The sequence below is a fragment of the Nocardia coffeae genome (assembly GCF_019890715.1).
Classification (GTDB): Bacteria; Actinomycetota; Actinomycetes; order Mycobacteriales; family Mycobacteriaceae; genus Nocardia; species Nocardia jiangxiensis.
In genome coordinates this window covers 258,411-273,900 of the sequence record NZ_JAINZY010000011.1, presented here as the reverse complement: position 1 = coordinate 273,900, position 15,490 = coordinate 258,411, and the positions used below count along the sequence as shown (strand labels likewise).

Below are 15,490 nucleotides of genomic sequence, written 5' to 3'. Positions count from 1 at the left end.
CTGTGCCCCAACCCGAACCCGCCGCCCACTACGAGGTGAGCGACCACATCGCCGTGGTCACCCTCAATCGCCCCGACGCCCTCAATGCCGTCGACGCGGCGCTGTCCGCGGCTGCCGGAGCCGCGCTCGAACGCGCGGCACAGGATCCGCAGGTGCGCGTCGTCATCGTCACCGGTGCGGGCCGGGCGTTCTGTGCGGGTGCGGATCTGAAGGAGATCGCGGCCGGACGCAATATCTACGACCCGGATCACCGGGAGTGGGACTTCGCGGGCATCGTGCGCCACTGGATACCCAAGCCGGTGATCGCGGCGGTGAACGGTTTCGCGCTCGGCGGCGGAACCGAGATCGTGCTGTCGGCGGACTTGGCCGTCATCGACGAGCAGGCATCGCTGGGGCTGCCCGAAGTCCGGCGCGGACTGATCGCTGCCGCGGGCGGTGTGCTGCGGATCCACCGGCAGGTGCCGCCGAAGATCGCCGCCGAGATCGCGCTGACCGGACAACCGATCTCCGCAGCGCGGGCCTACGAACTCGGTCTGGTCAACGCGGTGGCTCCGGCCGGGGGAGCCCTGGCCGCGGCGCGCGACCTGGCTGCGGTGATCGCCGCGAATGCGCCGCTGTCCGTGCAGCAGAGCAAACGGGTGATGCACGAGAGCGCGGCGGAGCATGCCGGATGGGGAGAGGAGGACTGGCGGCTCAGTCGTGACGCCGCTCGGATCGTCATGAGCAGCGAGGACGCGAAGGAAGGTCCGCGCGCGTTCGCCGCCAAGCGGCCACCGCAGTGGCAGGGGCGATAGTGGGCGCGGCCCGCTGATGCAACATGAGACAAATATTGATTGACGTAATATGTAATCTTATGTAGTGTGGGTCACATCCATCGGGCAGGCTGCGATCGCGAAACCACTTCGCCGACTTTCCAGCGCCGGAACCCGGTGTCCACACATTCGAATCATCCAGAACCCCGACGCCGGATCGCCGGCCGTCCCGGCTGGTGGCACAGCGAGCTCATCCTCGAAACCCACCACGCCCGAGGCCATTTCACTACGAGAAGGACAACAATGGCTGCGACAATCGCTTCGGCTCTGTACTGGTGGGCCGATACCGAACCGAGCCGATCCGCGCTGATCGTCGACGACGAGACGCTCAGCTACCGGGAGCTCCAGGACTGGACGAGCCGAGTGGCGCGGCGCATCGCCGAGTCCGGAATCGCGCCGGGGGAGCGGATCGGTGTGCTCGGGCCGAACTCGCTCACCTGGCCGGTGATCGCCCTGGGTGTGCTGAAGGCCGGTGCGGTCGTGGTCCCGCTGAATCCGCGTCTCACCCCGGCCGAACTGCGCAAGGTGCTCGACGACTCCGGCGCCGTGCTCACGATCGCGCCCGCGGAGTTCGCCGAGCGGATCGAGCAGACTCGGCAGTTGGGCACGGATTTCCGGTCCCTGTCCTTCGACGACTTCACCGACCTGCGGTCCGGCGGGCGGGACGATTTCCGCATCGACGTCACACCGGAAGAGCCCGTCGCGCTGCTGTTCACCAGCGGATCGACCGGACTGTCCAAGGGCGTCATCTGCACCAACCGAACCCTGTTGAGCATCGTGTTCGAGGCGACCCTCACCGAAGAAGGGTTCCGGCCCGGGTGCACCTCATTGTTGTTGCTGCCCTTGGTGTTCACCCCGGGGCTGGTCTGGGGCGTGCTGATGAGCGTTGTGCTCGGGAACACGCTGATCGTCGAGAAGGAATTCCGGCCCGGTCGCGCGGCCGGATTGATCGGCCGGTATCAGGTCAACGCGATGTTCGGGGTTCCGCTGATGTGGGAATCGATCGCCAGGAGCGAGGAATTCGCGGCCGCGGAGATGTCCTCGCTGCGCACCGCGATCGTCGGCGGGGCCGCGGTCTCGCCCGCGCTGCTGAAGGCGTGGGCGGACAAGGGCGTGGCGCTGCGTCAGATCTACGGCATGACCGAGGCGGGCGGTGTGGCCACCGCGACCACTCGGGCCGAGGCCCTCACCCATCCCGACAGTTGCGGGGCGGGTTCGATATTCACCGAGCTGAAGGTCGTGCGGTCCGATGGCACCGAGGCCGGGCCGGGGGAGGAAGGCGAGATCGTCGTGCGCGGGCCGGGCGTCACCCCCGGCTACTGGAACGATCCGGCTACCACGGCGCAGGCGTTGCGCGAGGGCTGGCTGCACAGCGGAGATCTGGGCAGGCGGGACGAGCACGGCCGGATCACCTTCGTCGATCGGATGAAGGACCTGATCATCACCGGCGGAATCAATATCTCCCCGGTCGAGATCGAGCGGGTCATCGCCGATCTGGACGGCGTCGAGGAGGTGGCGGTGATCGCCGCGACCGATGAACGGTTCGGTGAGACCCCCGCCGCGATCGTGACCGTCACCGGAGATGTGGACGTCGCCGCGATCGTCGCGCACTGCAACGAGGTCATCGCCGACTACAAAGTGCCTCGCTACGTCGTCATCCGGGACGAACCGCTGCCTCGGCTGCCCAGCGGCAAGCTGGCCAAGACCGCGATCCGCGCCGAATACCGTGATGTGGCAGACCGATTCGAGAAGGTGCGATGAGCCCCGACACCGAAATGACCACCAGCCCAGTACTTCTCGAACGGGACGGCGAGATCGCGATCGTGCGGCTGCATCGTCCCGACCGGCTCAACGCCTTCACCAACGAGATGTGTGAACGCCTCATCGCGGCATTCGACGAGACCGATGCGGACGATTCGGTGCGTGCGGTGGTCCTCACCGGCACCGGCCGCGCCTTCTGCGCCGGAGCCGATCTCGCCGCGGGTGGTGAGACCTTCGTGCTGGCGGACGATCCGGACACCGGCGGCGCACCCGCGGACCAGGGCGGCCGGGCGTCCCTGCGAATCCATCGGTCCGACAAACCGGTGATCGCCGCGATCAACGGCCCAGCCGCCGGCGTCGGCGTGACGATGACCCTGCCCGCCGACATCAGAATCGCCTCGGACACAGCGAAATTCGGCTTCGTCTTCACCCGTCGCGGCCTGGTTCCCGAAGCCTGCTCGACCTGGTTCCTGCCGCGCGTGGTGGGTATGTCCACCGCATTGGAATGGACCCTCGGCGGGCGGATGGTGCCCGCGGCGGAGGCGCTGGACCGCGGCCTGGTCCGCGAACTGGCTCCCGCCGATCGAGTCCTGGACCGTGCCGTCGAACTGGCCAGGGAACTGGTCACCGGCACCGCACCGGTCTCGGTCGCCCTGACCCGCCGGCTGATGTGGCGCATGGCCGCCGCCGAGAGTCCGGAAATCGCGCACCGCGCCGAATCCCTCGCCATCTACCTGCGCGGCGTCTCGGACGACGTGCGCGAGGGCGTGGAATCGTTTCTCGCCAAACGTGTTCCGCAGTTCCCCGACCGTATCTCGGACGGCCTTCCCGACCTGTTCGAGACCTAGGTCGTCGTTCCCGAGGGCGGCAGGCTTGCTCGCCTCGGGCTTCACTCGAAGACGATGACCCGACGTCCGACGACGTCACCGCGGCCGAGGGCTTCGAGGTTCTCGTTGATGTCGTCGAGCTGGACTTTGGTGACGTTGTGTTTGACGAGACCGGCTTCGGCAAGGGACAGCACCTCGACCAGGTCCAGGTGGTTGCCCCAGAAAGAACCCAAATAGGACAGCTCCGTGCCGACGAAGGGGAACTGACGGTGCTCGACGCGGTCGCTCATCAGGCCGACAGCTGCCAGTGCTCCTTCGGGCCCCAGTAGGTCGAACCCCATCGAAATGGATGCCTGGCTGCCGACGCAGTCCAGGATCGCGTCGATCGTCCTGCGCCCGGTCAGCCTCGCCAGTTCGTCCTGGATCACTTCGGTGGACTTGTCCTTCACGTTGACGCCGTGGTCCGCACCGTTGTCCTTGGCCACGTCCAGTTTGCTGTCGGTGCGCGCGAGCGCCACCACGGTCGCGCCGCCGCCGAGCAGCTTCGCGTATTGGACCGCGTAGCTTCCCAGCCCCCCGATGCCCGTGACCGCGACGGTGCGAGCGGGGCCGAGTTTTCCCGCATCCCGGAGCTTGCGCATCCCCCGGTACGGGGTCATTCCCGCGTCGGTCATCGGAGCGAGCAGTTCGGGCGCCTTCGCAGCGTCGGCCGAGACCCGGATTGCGTGGCGGTATTCCACGGCCATGTACTCGGCGAAGCCTCCCGGAGGGCCGAAGCCCACCCACCGGCCGTTGCCGCTGCAGAGCTGTTCGTTGCCTTCGCGACACTGCCGGCAGGTGCCGTCTCCCCAGCTCGGATTAACCACAACCATGTCGCCCTCCGCGTAGCTCACCGTCGCGGGGACGGCACTGCCGAGGCCGGCGACACGACCTGCGATCTCATGGCCGGGTATGTACGGAAACTCCACCGGGAACGGGCTCTTGAAGTAACCGTCGAGGAGCTGGTAATCGCTGCGGCACATACCCGCCGCGGCGACCTTCAGCAGAATCTCGTCCGGTCCGGGCTCGGGCACGGGAACCTCTTCGATCCGAAGCGGCTCTCGGTAACCGTGCATCCGGGCTGCTCGCATCTTCATCACCTGTGCCTCCCTATTCGCAATAGGCGTAAAAAGCGGCATGGATTCGATTCCGGTTTCGACGTCGACGATCTCCGCCGCGCCCGGCGCCACGAGGTTTGACAACTCTACTCGCTGGAAGGTAGCTGGAGTGCGTCGACGATGGTTTCCGGTGGTAGATATTGGAAGTACCGATGATGGCGATATCTGGTGAGACTCTGCGCGACACCGGTCGGCCGGAGGGCCGACGGCACGAAAATCAACCGAATTCAGCCGCCGTCGATGCTGATGTGAAGATGCCATCCGGGGCCGACCGCGCCTGGGTGGGGAGATCCCGCAAGTCACTGATTGATCCGAGACGGAAAGGAATTCCGGCGATGACCGACCAGCACACCCATCTGGAGCCGCATTCTCACGAGCACAGTCACGGCACGGTGACCCATAGTCACGCTCACACCGCACACGAGCATGACCACGTCGAACACGAACACACCCATACCCATGACGGCGTGGAACATACGCATCGTCATGTGCATCAAAGCGATTTGCTCGAAGATCACTCGCACACCCACGAATGAGCTGGGCAGGGCATCAGGGCTGCTGGACCGGCACTCGGGCAGTTGAACCAGTTCTGTCGGGAGTGCCGGTTCACCAGGCCGCAGCCCGGTCGTCCATTTTTTCGATGCAGCCATAACGCCAGGTGAAGATGGCAATAGCCGCGATTGTGCGTCAACTGCGGGCATGCAGGCGATGTACGGAATCTCCTGATGGCGGCACGCTTCGACATCGGTTCCAATTCATCCCAGCGGGGTGAGTCGAGCTCGTGACCGGCGGTACAGACTTGTGCTCCGAAGATCGTCCGTCAGCGGTCATCGAGATCGGTCGGCACGTCTGGAGATTCCGATGAGCGAGAAACTGCATCGTGACCGGTGGGAACCGAGCGGGACTGTTGTGCGGGGCAACAGAATTCGAGTGGACCGCCGGAGGACGAGATGACCCGAACGCATCCGATCGCGCCGGATCCGCCCGCGCGCTCCCTCGTCTCCTGCGAGAGGGTCCAGCTCCGGGCCGTCATCGATGACGTCACCCGCTGGCAGTCCCGAGTCGAACGGGTGCTCGCCTGCGGTCGGCGGCGGTGGCTCGGCCGTACCGAACTGGATGCCTGCCCGGCACTGCGGCGGTGGAACCGGATCACGCCACCGCACTGGCCGACCGGACATCCGACGCTGCGCAGTGCTGTCGCCGCCGCAGCGGCAGGGGTCCGGACCCCCGGGACCGGCCCGACCGATTTCGCCACCGCGATCATGCTGTTGTCGGGATGCCCGGCCCTGATCACCGGCTCGCTGCGCACCAGGGCCGCCGATCGGCCACCGATGCTGACGATCTCCCTGTTCGCGCTTCCCGCCGACGATCTCGTGCTCGCACAGGACCTCGTCGGGGTGACCATCGACACCGCAGGTGGCGTCACCTACCGGTCCACGACCACCCTTGCCCTGCCTCGATCCGCGATCGACGACCGACCGCGTCGGGACGCCAGAGAAATCCCACTCGTGCGAGAGCCGGAGGTGCTCGAACCGCTGTGGGTGCCCGCGAGCCTGGACGGCATCGGCCAGTGAACTCCGATCCGGACTCGTGGGCCCGGCTCAGATGGCGCCCAGGGTGCGGGCGCGGGTGATGGCATCGGCGCGGGTCCGAACACCGAGTTTGTGGTAGATCCCGCGCAGGTGGGTTTTGACGGTGTTGATCGAGACGCCCATGTCGGTGGCGATGTCATGGGTGGTCATCCCCGAGGGAAGTTGGCGCAGGACGGCGATCTCGGTGCCGGTCAGGTGCGGGCTGTGCGAGGTGGCATCGGCTCGTCTGTGGCGTCGGATGGTGTCGACGAACTCGTCGAGGTAGCCGAATCGGCCCGTGTACTGGTCGAGCAACTCGATGGTGCCGGGCACGTCCAGGAAGGGCCGGATCAGCTTTTCGGTGTAGGCGAGGCTCGTGGCGCGGTGGAGTGCCTCGTGGACCGCGACGGGCCGGTCGAGCCGATGGCAGGCCGAGGCGTACAGCAGCCATGCCTGGATCGCCGGCACCGGGTGCAGTCGATCATCCCGGTCGAGCAGTGGCGCAACCAATTCGACGGTGAGCGCCGAGCAGTGTTTGGTTTCGGTGAGAGCGGCCTCGGCGAGAATCGTCTCGGGCACGCGGCCCAGCGCGGCGACTGCGCGGTCCACGAGTCGTTGCGCGGTATCGGCCCACCGGACGCGCAGCAGCGCCCAGGTGACCTGGATCAGCAGCCCACCGGTAGTGGCGACGAGCGGGGCCTCCTCGAGCAGGGTGTGCATGTCGGTGCGCAGTGTGTCGGTGCGGGCGTGCCGATCGGCCGCGGAATCCGAACAGAACAGCAGTGCCAGAATCTCGGCATGCCGACCGGGGGTCGGTGCGATGGAGCCGTCCACTCGCCGGGTGAGCGGGGCGATCTGCTCGACGGGTGGGTGCTGTTCGTCGGCCTGCAGATAGGCGACGAGCGCGAGCATGGTCCGGGCGTGCGCCAGCGCCGTGGTGTCCTGGAGACGGTGACTTTCGGCGAAGTCGACCGCCTGCAGGGATCTTTCGCGCATCAAGGTGAGTGATCCGCTCAGTCCGGCCGCGACGGCCAGCCGGGTCAGGGTCTGTATCGTCAGCCGGTCGAGTCCGGCGTTCTGGGCGAGTGCGAGCACATGTCGCAGCTCCGGCTCCCCCCTGTCGCGCGGGTGCGGACCGAACAGGTGTGTGCTGGCGGCCTGAAGGGCGATATAGCAGTCGAGCTCCGGATGTCCCGTCGGTGCGGGCAGGTCCCGGGGCGTGGTCCCGGTGACGCGACCGGCCGTGATCTCGACGTCGGTTCCGATCGCCTCGGCCAGCGGCCGGAGCACTTCGGGTGTCACGAACGAGGATTCCAGCAGCGGGCGCTGGCGGACGAGATCGTCCAGCGCCGCGGCATGGACGATGTCGCCTCGTTCGATCGCCTCGGCGGTCCGCAGCAATACGACGAAGGTGTCGACCGCCATGCCGAGGCGGTCGAGTTGGCGGAACAGCACCGCGCCGTTGCCCTCGAACACCATGCGCGGCCCGTGATCACGGACGAACTCGGTCAGCGCGGAACTGCTGGGCGCGGCCAGGACATGCTGCAGTGCCTCGGGCAGCATTCCGGCGGCGATGAACCACTGCGCGCAGGCATCGTGCAGTGCGGGGGCACGGTCCGGTGTGGTCCGGGTGAGCTCCGCCAGGAGATAGGTGCGCAGCATCGGGTGGTAGGTGTACCAGAGGCCGCCGTGCCGGGCGGCGGCCTCGAGCGGAAAGTTGCTGCGCAACAAGGATTCCAGCGTTCGGGGCGCGGTCCGCCCCACCAGCGTTTCGGCCAGGTCCATCGAGAAGGAGTCCGGTATCGCGGTGGCGAGCAGAAAATCCAGCATCTCGGGCGCCAGTGCCGACAGCAACTCACCGACCAGGAAGTCGGCGACCGCGTGCGAACCGTGCTGCAGTGCGGTGAGCGCGGTCGTGCGATCGCGGGTGTGTGCGGCCAGATGGATCGCACCGATCCGGACCAGGCCCGCCCAACCGCGGGTGAGCTCGTGGAAGGCGGCCAACTCGGATTCGGTGAGCCGGCAGTCGTGCTGGGCCAGCAGCGCCGCGGTGTGCTCGAGGCCGAAATCGAGGTCGCGGGCCCCGATCCGGGTCAGCCGACCGGCCATCTGCAGGGCGTGCCAGCGCACCGGAGGGTCGTAGCGGCCGATGACGACGGTGGTCAACGTAGGTGGTGCGTGCTCGAGGAAGTATTCCAGGCCCGAGAGGGTCAGTGGATCGGTGATCAGGTGAGCGTCGTCCAGAACCAGGACGGTGCCCGTCGGTGCGTCACCTATCGCGGACAGGATCGCCGCGGCTTCCTCGAACGGTGTGTCCGGAACCGATCCGGTGCGGGTGCTCGACCCCTGACCCAGGGCCGTGGCGATGGCCGGCCACACCTGGGTGCCGCCGAGATCCGCGAGACCGACCCACAGGACCGTGGTCGGAGGGAGTAGTCGCCGGACCCAGTCGGCTGCCAGGACGGTCTTGCCGGTTCCCGCCGGTGCACACACCAGAACGGTGTGGCCGTTCGCCGATCGCGTGGCCTGTTCCATCCGAACCTGTGCCGCGATCATCGGCAGCGGAGTGAACGAGAGAATGGGCGGCGTGTGCGCCGAGGCCGCCGCAGCAGTTGAGCTGTGCCGGTTTTCGCTGGTGCCCAGTGTGGGTTGTTCGGGTGCGACCACAACGCCTCCGTGAGCTTGTCCGTCCGGCCGAGCCGCTGTCGAGGGGTCTGATCTGTCTGAATTCGAACGTATACCAGCTATTTGCTGTGAGCGAGGTGGTGAGCGATCTCTTGACCGGATCGAATTCATCTCGCAAGGGGGAGGCCAACTCCGCAACATCCGGAGTACGTTTGCTGACGGCCTGCTCAATCGGTCCGGGACCCGACAGCGAGGAGTATCCGGTGCGCATGCGGCGGACGGGAGCGCGTCCGGTGCGGGTGGCGCCCCCGCCCGCGGTCACCGCGGGGACATGGGCCATCCCACGCGGGCTGATCGTGTTGCTGGCCATCGCCGCGGCGGTCGTGGCCATCGCCGGGATCAAGGCGTTCGCCGGAGTACTGGGCCCGGCATTTCTGGCCCTGATGCTGACCGTGGCGGTGCACCCGTTGCAGCGCTGGGCCAGAGCGCGTGGTCTGCGGCCGTGGATCGGGATGACGATCGCGCTGGTGGCGGTCTGGCTGATCCTGATCGTGCTGCTCGGCGCCCTGGTTCTGTCGGCGGCCCGGCTCGCGACCGAGCTACCGGACTACACCGATCGGGTGAACGAATTGCTGGCCGGGCTGCGCTCGCGGCTTGCCGATACGGGAGTGGATTCCTCGCAGATCTACAACCTGCTCAGCGGCCTGGACGTGGACAAGGTCGTGAGCGTGCTGGCGGCCGCGTTGCGGGGACTGGTGGGGGTGCTGTCGAATCTGATCTTCGTGCTCGTGCTGTTGATGTTCATGGCGTTCGATGCGATGGGGATCGGCCGGAAACTCGCGGTCGTGACGGCGATGCGCCCCGAAATCGCTTACGCCCTGGAGGTTTTCGCGGTGGGCACGCGCAAGTACCTGATCGTGTCCACGGTATTCGGTGCGATCGTCGCCGTCCTGGACGGGATCGCCCTGTGGCTCATGGGCGTGCCGTTGCCGATCCTGTGGGCGGTGCTGTCGTTCATCACCAATTACATCCCGAATATCGGCTTCGTGATCGGCCTGGTCCCGCCGGCGCTGCTGGCCCTGCTGAACAGCGGCCCTACGCTGATGATCTGGGTCATCGTGGTCTACTGCGTGATCAATTTCGTCATCCAGTCGATCATCCAGCCGAAATACGTCGGCGACTCGGTAGGACTGAGCGTGACGGTGACGTTCCTGTCGCTGGTGTTCTGGTCCTGGGTGCTGGGCGCGCTCGGAGCTCTGCTCGCAGTCCCGCTGACCTTGCTGGTCAAGGCTGTGCTGCTGGATATCGATCCCGCGACGCGCTGGGTGAGCGCACTGATCGCCGACACCGCGCCCGCTCCGCTGGACGACGACGTCGGTCCAGCATCGCCGCGGTGATCGCGTCGGGCGTCAGTCCGGGAGGCGGGACATCTCGAGCAGCGTGAGGCCGAGCGTATCGATGCGGGCCAGCACGCCGCGCAACGCCGTGCTGTCCGGCACGGTCCCGAACAGGGTGGTGGTACCGGGGGTGGAATGGTCGCTGCGGGACAGTTCGGGGAAGGCGGCTTGCGCGCGTTCGGACAGGTCGCCTTCGATGACGAACCGGTAGCGAACGGCAGTTGCCATGTACACACTCACCTCCCGTGGGGTGGATGGGGCCGATCAGCGCCGGAAGCTCCGGAACAATATGCCCGCCAGCCAGCCCACGACGAACATCACCAGCAGGACCAGCCACATCGGCGAACGGATCGTGATCGCGAGCAACTCGATCTCGACTCGATGGCGGTTCTCGATGATGAACACCACCGCCAGCACGGTCAGCACGATCGCCACCCACTGGGTCACCGATATCCGCGACACCATCGACCGCTTGGCGGTGTTCTCCATCGCTGTCCTCCGGAAAGTAGGGGACGTGCCCAGGCTCGAAGTATCCATCGGGCGCGACGCCCGCGGCATCACCCGAGCAGGATGAGCCCGCATCCGCCCGAACAGCCACCGGTGACCGCCTCGCCCGCATCCGGCGGCCATCAGCACTGCAGTGGTGGTGCGGATCATCGCCACCCCGATTCGAGCCGGTGGTGTCGCGAAACCACGTATGGACTGTTGTCCATACGCGTGTCCATCAGTCGCACTATGCTGCCGATGTGACGACGGAATTGATGCGCCTGCGCGGCATGGAGTTCGAGGTCGACATGCGGAAGCGCGATGACGGTGACCGCGGAGTGGTTCTGCTGCACGGCTTTCCGCAGAGCTCCGCGTCCTGGGGTGTCGCGGGTGAGGCGCTGGCCGTGCGAGGTATCGACAGTTGGGCGCCGAATCAGCGGGGCTACTCACCCGGTGCCCGGCCGGCGGGCGTCGAGCCGTATCGGCTGCGCGAGCTGGTGGCCGACGTCGTCGCGCTGTGCGAGGCGATCGGTGACGGGCCCGTGCATCTGGCCGGGCACGACTGGGGTGCGATAGTGGCATGGGCGACCGCCGCGTACCACCCGCAGCGGGTCGCGTCGGTGACGGCGCTGTCGGTGCCGCACCCTGCCGCGTTCGCCTGGGCTATCGCGGAAGATCCGGTGCAGCAACAGAAATCGGATTACCTGCGGTACCTGATCGCGCCCGGCTCCGAGGATCTGCTCACCGCCGACGGTGCGGCCGGGCTGCGCCTGGGCTTCGGTGACGTCGTGTCGCCGGAGATCGCCGATCGCCATATCGCCCGTCTACTGCAACCCGATGCCATGAAATCCGCGCTGAACTGGTATCGCGCCATCGGCGACGACTGGTCGAAGGTGCCGCCGGTGACGGTCCCGGCCACCATGGTCTGGGGTTCGCACGACATCGCGGTCGCGCGCGCCGGAGTCGATCGGTGCGGGGAGTACGTGGACGCCGACTTCGAGGTCCTCGTCCTCGAAGGCCGGGGGCATTGGCTCCCGGAGGAGGTGCCGGACGAGATCGCCACCGCGATCGCCCGGCGGATGGAGCGTGCCGCGGAGGCGTAGGGGGTTGCACACCGCCGATGGCCGATGGCGATGCTCAACCTTCGGTTGTCGGCGGGGCCTGAATCACGACGTCGCCGAACTGTCGGGAGTCGGTGGGGGTGAGGTCGGAGTCGGTGAGGATGTTCGTGATTTCGTCGAGTCCGGCTACTTTGGCCAGTGCGCGTCGTCCGAATTTGGAGCTGTCCGCTACGACGACGGCGTGTGCTGCGGCGGTGATCATGGCGCGTTTGAGGGGGACTTCGAGGGTGTTCATGTTGGTGACTCCGGCCTCGGCGTCGATGGCGTCGGCGCCGAGGAACGCCCAGTCCGCGGTGTAGTCGGACAGGAAGGTGATCGCGCGTTCGCCGACCAGGGTGAAGACCGAGCCGAGTAGTTCGCCGCCGGTGACGAGCAGGCGCATGCCGGGGGTTTCGGCGATGTATTTGGCGATGCGCAGGTCGTTGGTGATGACGGTCAGTCCGGTGTGATTGTGCAGGGCGCGTGCCACTTCGTAGGTGGTGGATCCGCTGTCGAGAATCACCGTCTGGCCGTCGCGTACTCGGTCGGCGGCGGCTTGTCCGATGGCGGCCTTCTCGGTGAGGCGTTCGCCTTCTTTCATCGTGTAGGGCAGTTTGGCGGTGGCACCGGGGGTGGGGCGTGCGCCGCCGTGGGTGCGTTGGGCTTGTCCTTCTCGCTCGAGCGCGTCGAGGTCGCGGCGGATCGTGGATGCGTCGACGCCGAGTTCGTCGGCGATGGCTTTGGCTTCGACGTAGCCGTCGGTGACCAGCCGGTGCATGATTTCGCGCCGTCGCGTGCTCGCGAGCAACTTCGCCTCCCGAAACCTGGTGGTGCCTGCGTGATCCTGTCGTGCGGTTTCTGCATGGTACTCGGAGGTGGTGTTGACTTGTTCGCGCAACGGTGTGCATGATTTCAGGCAGTGACTGCGCGATTTCGTGCGCAACGGATGTCGAGGAACCTGATGAATCGCACACTGAAACGCTTGGCCGAGGAGGGGGTGTCGGTCTGGTTGGATGACCTGAACCGGCACCTGTTGTGGTCGGGAGACTTGGCTCAGCTCGTCCGGTCGGGCACGGTCGTCGGCCTGACGACGAACCCGACGATCTTCCACAACGCGCTCGGCCAGGAGACGGAATACATCGAGGAGATGCAGGTCCTGCGGCAGCGGGGTGTTTCCGCGCTCGCGGCTGTCCGGACGTTGACCACGGGCGATGTTCGCGCGGCCTGCGACGTGCTCGACCCGGTCTACCGTTCGACCGCTGGACGTGACGGCCGGGCGTCGATCGAGGTCGACCCGCGATGGGCGCACGACACCGGGCGCACGATCGAGGAGGCGCGCCAGTTGTGGCGCCTGGTCGACCGGCCCAACGCGATGATCAAGATTCCCGCCACGCTGGAGGGTTTGCCGGCGATCACGACCTGCCTGGCCGAAGGCATCAGCGTCAACGTGACGCTGATTTTCTCCGTGCGCCGTTACCACCAGGTCATCGACGCATTCTTGGCGGGCTTGGAAAGGGCTCGCGCCGCCGGTCGCCCACTCGCCGAGATCGGTTCTGTCGCATCATTCTTCGTCTCGCGCGTGGATACCGAAGTGGACCGTCGTCTCGACGCACTCGCGACACCGGCCGCCGCGGCCCTGCGTGGGCGTGCCGCGATCGCGAATGCGCGTTTGGCGTATCTGCGATACGAGAACATGCTGCGCGACCCGCGCTGGGTGGAACTCGGTGCCGCCGGCGCATCGCCGTTGCGGCCGCTGTGGGCGTCGACCGGCGTGAAGGACCCCGCCTACTCCGACACCCGCTATGTGACCGAGCTCGTTGCGCCCGGAACCGTGAACACGATGCCGCCGGCCACTCTCGACGCGGTGATCGCGCACGGAACCGTTCTCGGCGACCGCATCAGGGGCAACTACGACGACGCCTGGGAAGTCGTCACGCAACTCGGCGAGACCGGAATCGACTTCGACGACGTGCTCGAGCAACTCGAGCGGGAGGGTGTCGCGAAGTTTCAGACGTCCTGGCAAGCGATGATCGAGGACGTCGAGGTGTTCCTGTCCGGCGTTCGCGCATGAGGTCTCCGGAGGGCGCGAGCTTTGGTGCGGGGCGCGGTGACGAGGTACACGCGAGTCCGTTCGAGCTGCCCGTGTGGCATGAATTAGCAACGCACCGTGCGGAATTGGCGGCGATCTCGATGTCGGGGCTGTTCGATCGCAATCCTCGGCGCGGTCTCGAGCTGTCGATCGAGTTCGACGGTGTGGTGCTGGACTATTCGAAGAACGTGATCACCGACCGCACTGTGGATCTGCTGATGCGCCTGGCCCGCGACCGCGGCCTGGCTGCGGGAATCGATGCGATGTTCGATGGCGCACGGATCAACACGACCGAGGATCGAGCGGTGCTGCACACCGTGTTGCGCACTCCCGCAAGTGAATCCGTTCAACTGGACGGTGTCGATGTCGTCGGTCCGGTGCACGAGGTACTGGGGCGGATGAGTGATCTCGCCGACGCGATTCGGTCGGGACGGTGGCGTGGCGCGACCGGCCGCTCGGTGCGCACGGTGGTGAACATCGGAATCGGCGGATCCGATCTCGGGCCTGCGATGGCCTATCACGCGTTGCGCGAATTCGCGCGGGACGGGATCGAAGCGCGGTTCGTCTCGAACGTCGACGGTCACGACATCGAGCGGGTGCTGGCTGATCTGGACCCGGAAACGACGTTGTTCATCGTGTCGTCGAAGACGTTCACCACGATCGAGACGTTGACCAACGCCCGCACCGCCCGCCGGTGGCTGGCGGATCGTCTCGGTGACGAGGCGGTCGGCAAGCATTTCGTCGCGGTGTCGACCAACGCCGAGCAGGTCGCTTCCTTCGGAATAGATCCGGCCAACATGTTCGAATTCTGGGACTGGGTTGGTGGGCGGTACTCGTTGATGTCGGCGATCGGGCTGTCGCTGATGATCGTCGTCGGGCCCGAGGGGTTCCGGGAGATGTTGGCCGGTGCGCACGCCATGGATGAGCACTTCCGTACTGCTGCGTTCGAGGAGAACCTGCCGGTGTTGCTCGGACTGTTGGGTATCTGGCATCGGAACTTGTGTGGGGCACAGGCTTTCGCGGTACTGCCCTATGATCAGCGGCTGGCGTTGCTGCCGGCGTATCTGCAGCAGCTCGACATGGAGAGCAACGGCAAGTCCGTCGACCGGCGCGGCCGCCCGATCGGTGTCGATACCGCGCCGATCGTGTGGGGCGCGCCGGGTACGAACGGGCAACACGCCTTCTTCCAAATGCTGCATCAGGGAACGACGCCGGTGCCGTGTGACTTCATCGGCGTGCTCGAGCCCGCACATACTCATCGGGCGCATCATGATCTGCTGATGGCGAACCTGTTCGCGCAGACCCGAGCTCTGGCCTTCGGTGATCTCGACACCTCGGAGCCGCCGCCACATCGGTCGTTCCCGGGCGATCGGCCGAGCAATACGATTCTGCTGCCTCGTCTGACTCCGTACACGCTGGGTCAATTGATCGGGTTGTACGAGCACAAGGTGTTCGTACAAGGTTGGATCTGGGGGGTGAACTCGTTCGATCAGTGGGGTGTGGAACTGGGCAAGAAACTCGCGACCAGTATCCACGAGGACCTACGATCCGATGCGCCGCCCGATTTCGACAGTTCGACCAACGCGTTGATGCTGCGTTATCGACACGCCCGGCGATCGGGTGCGGTCGACCGGTCGTCTGCAACTACTACAGGAGAGATCTGAA

At 66.4% G+C, this 15,490-nt stretch carries 14 protein-coding genes; 9 read left to right on the top strand and 5 right to left on the bottom strand.

The features are described from left to right. The first annotated feature begins 2 nt into the window (after positions 1 to 2). From K7711_RS33625 to K7711_RS33615, 3 genes are all read left to right on the top strand, one after another. The gene (locus K7711_RS33625) at positions 3 to 794 is read left to right on the top strand and encodes an enoyl-CoA hydratase-related protein (protein ID WP_222974505.1); all 792 of its coding nucleotides are present in this window, start codon (positions 3 to 5) and stop codon (positions 792 to 794) included. A gap of 261 nt (positions 795 to 1,055) precedes the next feature. After that, entirely contained in the window at positions 1,056 to 2,573 is a 1,518-nt protein-coding gene (locus tag K7711_RS33620; protein WP_222974503.1) for a class I adenylate-forming enzyme family protein, read from the top strand. After that, positions 2,570 to 3,421: an enoyl-CoA hydratase-related protein gene (locus K7711_RS33615; protein WP_222974501.1), complete on the top strand. Its 852-nt coding sequence runs from the start codon at positions 2,570 to 2,572 to the stop codon at positions 3,419 to 3,421. The genes K7711_RS33620 and K7711_RS33615 overlap by 4 nt, the downstream gene beginning before the upstream one ends. Before the next feature lie 41 nt (positions 3,422 to 3,462). Here the strand turns inward: K7711_RS33615 and K7711_RS33610 are convergent, their stop codons facing one another. After that, positions 3,463 to 4,629 carry an NAD(P)-dependent alcohol dehydrogenase gene (locus K7711_RS33610; RefSeq protein WP_308015069.1) on the bottom strand — a complete coding sequence of 389 codons (1,167 nt, stop codon included), beginning with the start codon at positions 4,627 to 4,629 and terminating at the stop codon, positions 3,463 to 3,465. Between the two features lie 263 nt (positions 4,630 to 4,892). Between K7711_RS33610 and K7711_RS49080 the strand changes: the two genes are divergently transcribed. Together K7711_RS49080 and K7711_RS33600 are read left to right on the top strand one after the other, a co-directional pair. Continuing rightward, positions 4,893 to 5,093, top strand: a complete 201-nt coding sequence (locus K7711_RS49080) for a zinc transporter Slc39a7 (protein WP_308015068.1) — start codon at positions 4,893 to 4,895, stop codon at positions 5,091 to 5,093. Between the two features lie 414 nt (positions 5,094 to 5,507). After that, positions 5,508 to 6,131: a hypothetical protein gene (locus K7711_RS33600; RefSeq protein WP_222974497.1), complete on the top strand. Its 624-nt coding sequence runs from the start codon at positions 5,508 to 5,510 to the stop codon at positions 6,129 to 6,131. 27 nt (positions 6,132 to 6,158) lie between these two features. Here K7711_RS33600 and K7711_RS49075 read toward each other — a convergent pair whose 3' ends face one another. Next, positions 6,159 to 8,795 (bottom strand): winged helix-turn-helix domain-containing protein, encoded by a 2,637-nt coding sequence (locus tag K7711_RS49075; RefSeq protein WP_222974496.1) that lies wholly within the window; start codon positions 8,793 to 8,795, stop codon positions 6,159 to 6,161. A gap of 227 nt (positions 8,796 to 9,022) precedes the next feature. On the opposite strand from K7711_RS49075, the gene K7711_RS33590 reads away from it, so the two are divergent. Further along, positions 9,023 to 10,150 (top strand): AI-2E family transporter, encoded by a 1,128-nt coding sequence (locus tag K7711_RS33590; protein ID WP_222974624.1) that lies wholly within the window; start codon positions 9,023 to 9,025, stop codon positions 10,148 to 10,150. Positions 10,151 to 10,162: 12 nt separating this feature from the next. On the opposite strand, the gene K7711_RS33585 is transcribed toward K7711_RS33590, so the two are convergent. Together K7711_RS33585 and K7711_RS33580 are read right to left on the bottom strand one after the other, a co-directional pair. Next, complete coding sequence (locus tag K7711_RS33585) at positions 10,163 to 10,378, bottom strand: DUF8691 family protein (RefSeq protein WP_040819835.1); 216 nt, start codon at positions 10,376 to 10,378, stop codon at positions 10,163 to 10,165. A gap of 36 nt (positions 10,379 to 10,414) precedes the next feature. Then, positions 10,415 to 10,639, bottom strand: a complete 225-nt coding sequence (locus tag K7711_RS33580) for a LapA family protein (protein ID WP_222974494.1) — start codon at positions 10,637 to 10,639, stop codon at positions 10,415 to 10,417. A 257-nt stretch (positions 10,640 to 10,896) separates the two neighbouring features. Between K7711_RS33580 and K7711_RS33575 the strand changes: the two genes are divergently transcribed. Continuing rightward, entirely contained in the window at positions 10,897 to 11,739 is an 843-nt protein-coding gene (locus tag K7711_RS33575; protein ID WP_308015067.1) for an alpha/beta fold hydrolase, read from the top strand. 34 nt (positions 11,740 to 11,773) lie between these two features. Here K7711_RS33575 and K7711_RS33570 read toward each other — a convergent pair whose 3' ends face one another. Next, positions 11,774 to 12,544 (bottom strand): DeoR/GlpR family DNA-binding transcription regulator, encoded by a 771-nt coding sequence (locus K7711_RS33570; protein WP_222974492.1) that lies wholly within the window; start codon positions 12,542 to 12,544, stop codon positions 11,774 to 11,776. A gap of 138 nt (positions 12,545 to 12,682) precedes the next feature. Here K7711_RS33570 and tal point away from each other — a divergent pair, with 138 nt between their 5' ends. Together tal and pgi are read left to right on the top strand one after the other, a co-directional pair. Beyond that, on the top strand, positions 12,683 to 13,807 hold the full coding sequence (gene tal / locus K7711_RS33565; RefSeq protein ID WP_222974620.1) for a transaldolase: 1,125 nt from the start codon (positions 12,683 to 12,685) through the stop codon (positions 13,805 to 13,807). After that, positions 13,804 to 15,489, top strand: coding sequence for a glucose-6-phosphate isomerase (pgi, locus tag K7711_RS33560; protein ID WP_222974490.1), 1,686 nt, complete (start codon positions 13,804 to 13,806; stop codon positions 15,487 to 15,489). The genes tal and pgi overlap by 4 nt, the downstream gene beginning before the upstream one ends. Position 15,490 lies beyond the last annotated feature (1 nt).

Coding starts and splice junctions, on each gene's coding strand:
- K7711_RS33620 (WP_222974503.1), top strand. CDS start 1,056: ATGGCTGCGACAATCGCTTCGGCTCTGTACTGGTGGGCCGATACCGAA.
- K7711_RS33615 (WP_222974501.1), top strand. CDS start 2,570: ATGAGCCCCGACACCGAAATGACCACCAGCCCAGTACTTCTCGAACGG.
- K7711_RS49080 (WP_308015068.1), top strand. CDS start 4,893: ATGACCGACCAGCACACCCATCTGGAGCCGCATTCTCACGAGCACAGT.
- K7711_RS33600 (WP_222974497.1), top strand. CDS start 5,508: ATGACCCGAACGCATCCGATCGCGCCGGATCCGCCCGCGCGCTCCCTC.
- K7711_RS33590 (WP_222974624.1), top strand. CDS start 9,023: ATGCGGCGGACGGGAGCGCGTCCGGTGCGGGTGGCGCCCCCGCCCGCG.
- K7711_RS33585 (WP_040819835.1), bottom strand. CDS start 10,378: ATGGCAACTGCCGTTCGCTACCGGTTCGTCATCGAAGGCGACCTGTCC.
- K7711_RS33580 (WP_222974494.1), bottom strand. CDS start 10,639: ATGGAGAACACCGCCAAGCGGTCGATGGTGTCGCGGATATCGGTGACC.
- tal (WP_222974620.1), top strand. CDS start 12,683: ATGTCGAGGAACCTGATGAATCGCACACTGAAACGCTTGGCCGAGGAG.
- pgi (WP_222974490.1), top strand. CDS start 13,804: ATGAGGTCTCCGGAGGGCGCGAGCTTTGGTGCGGGGCGCGGTGACGAG.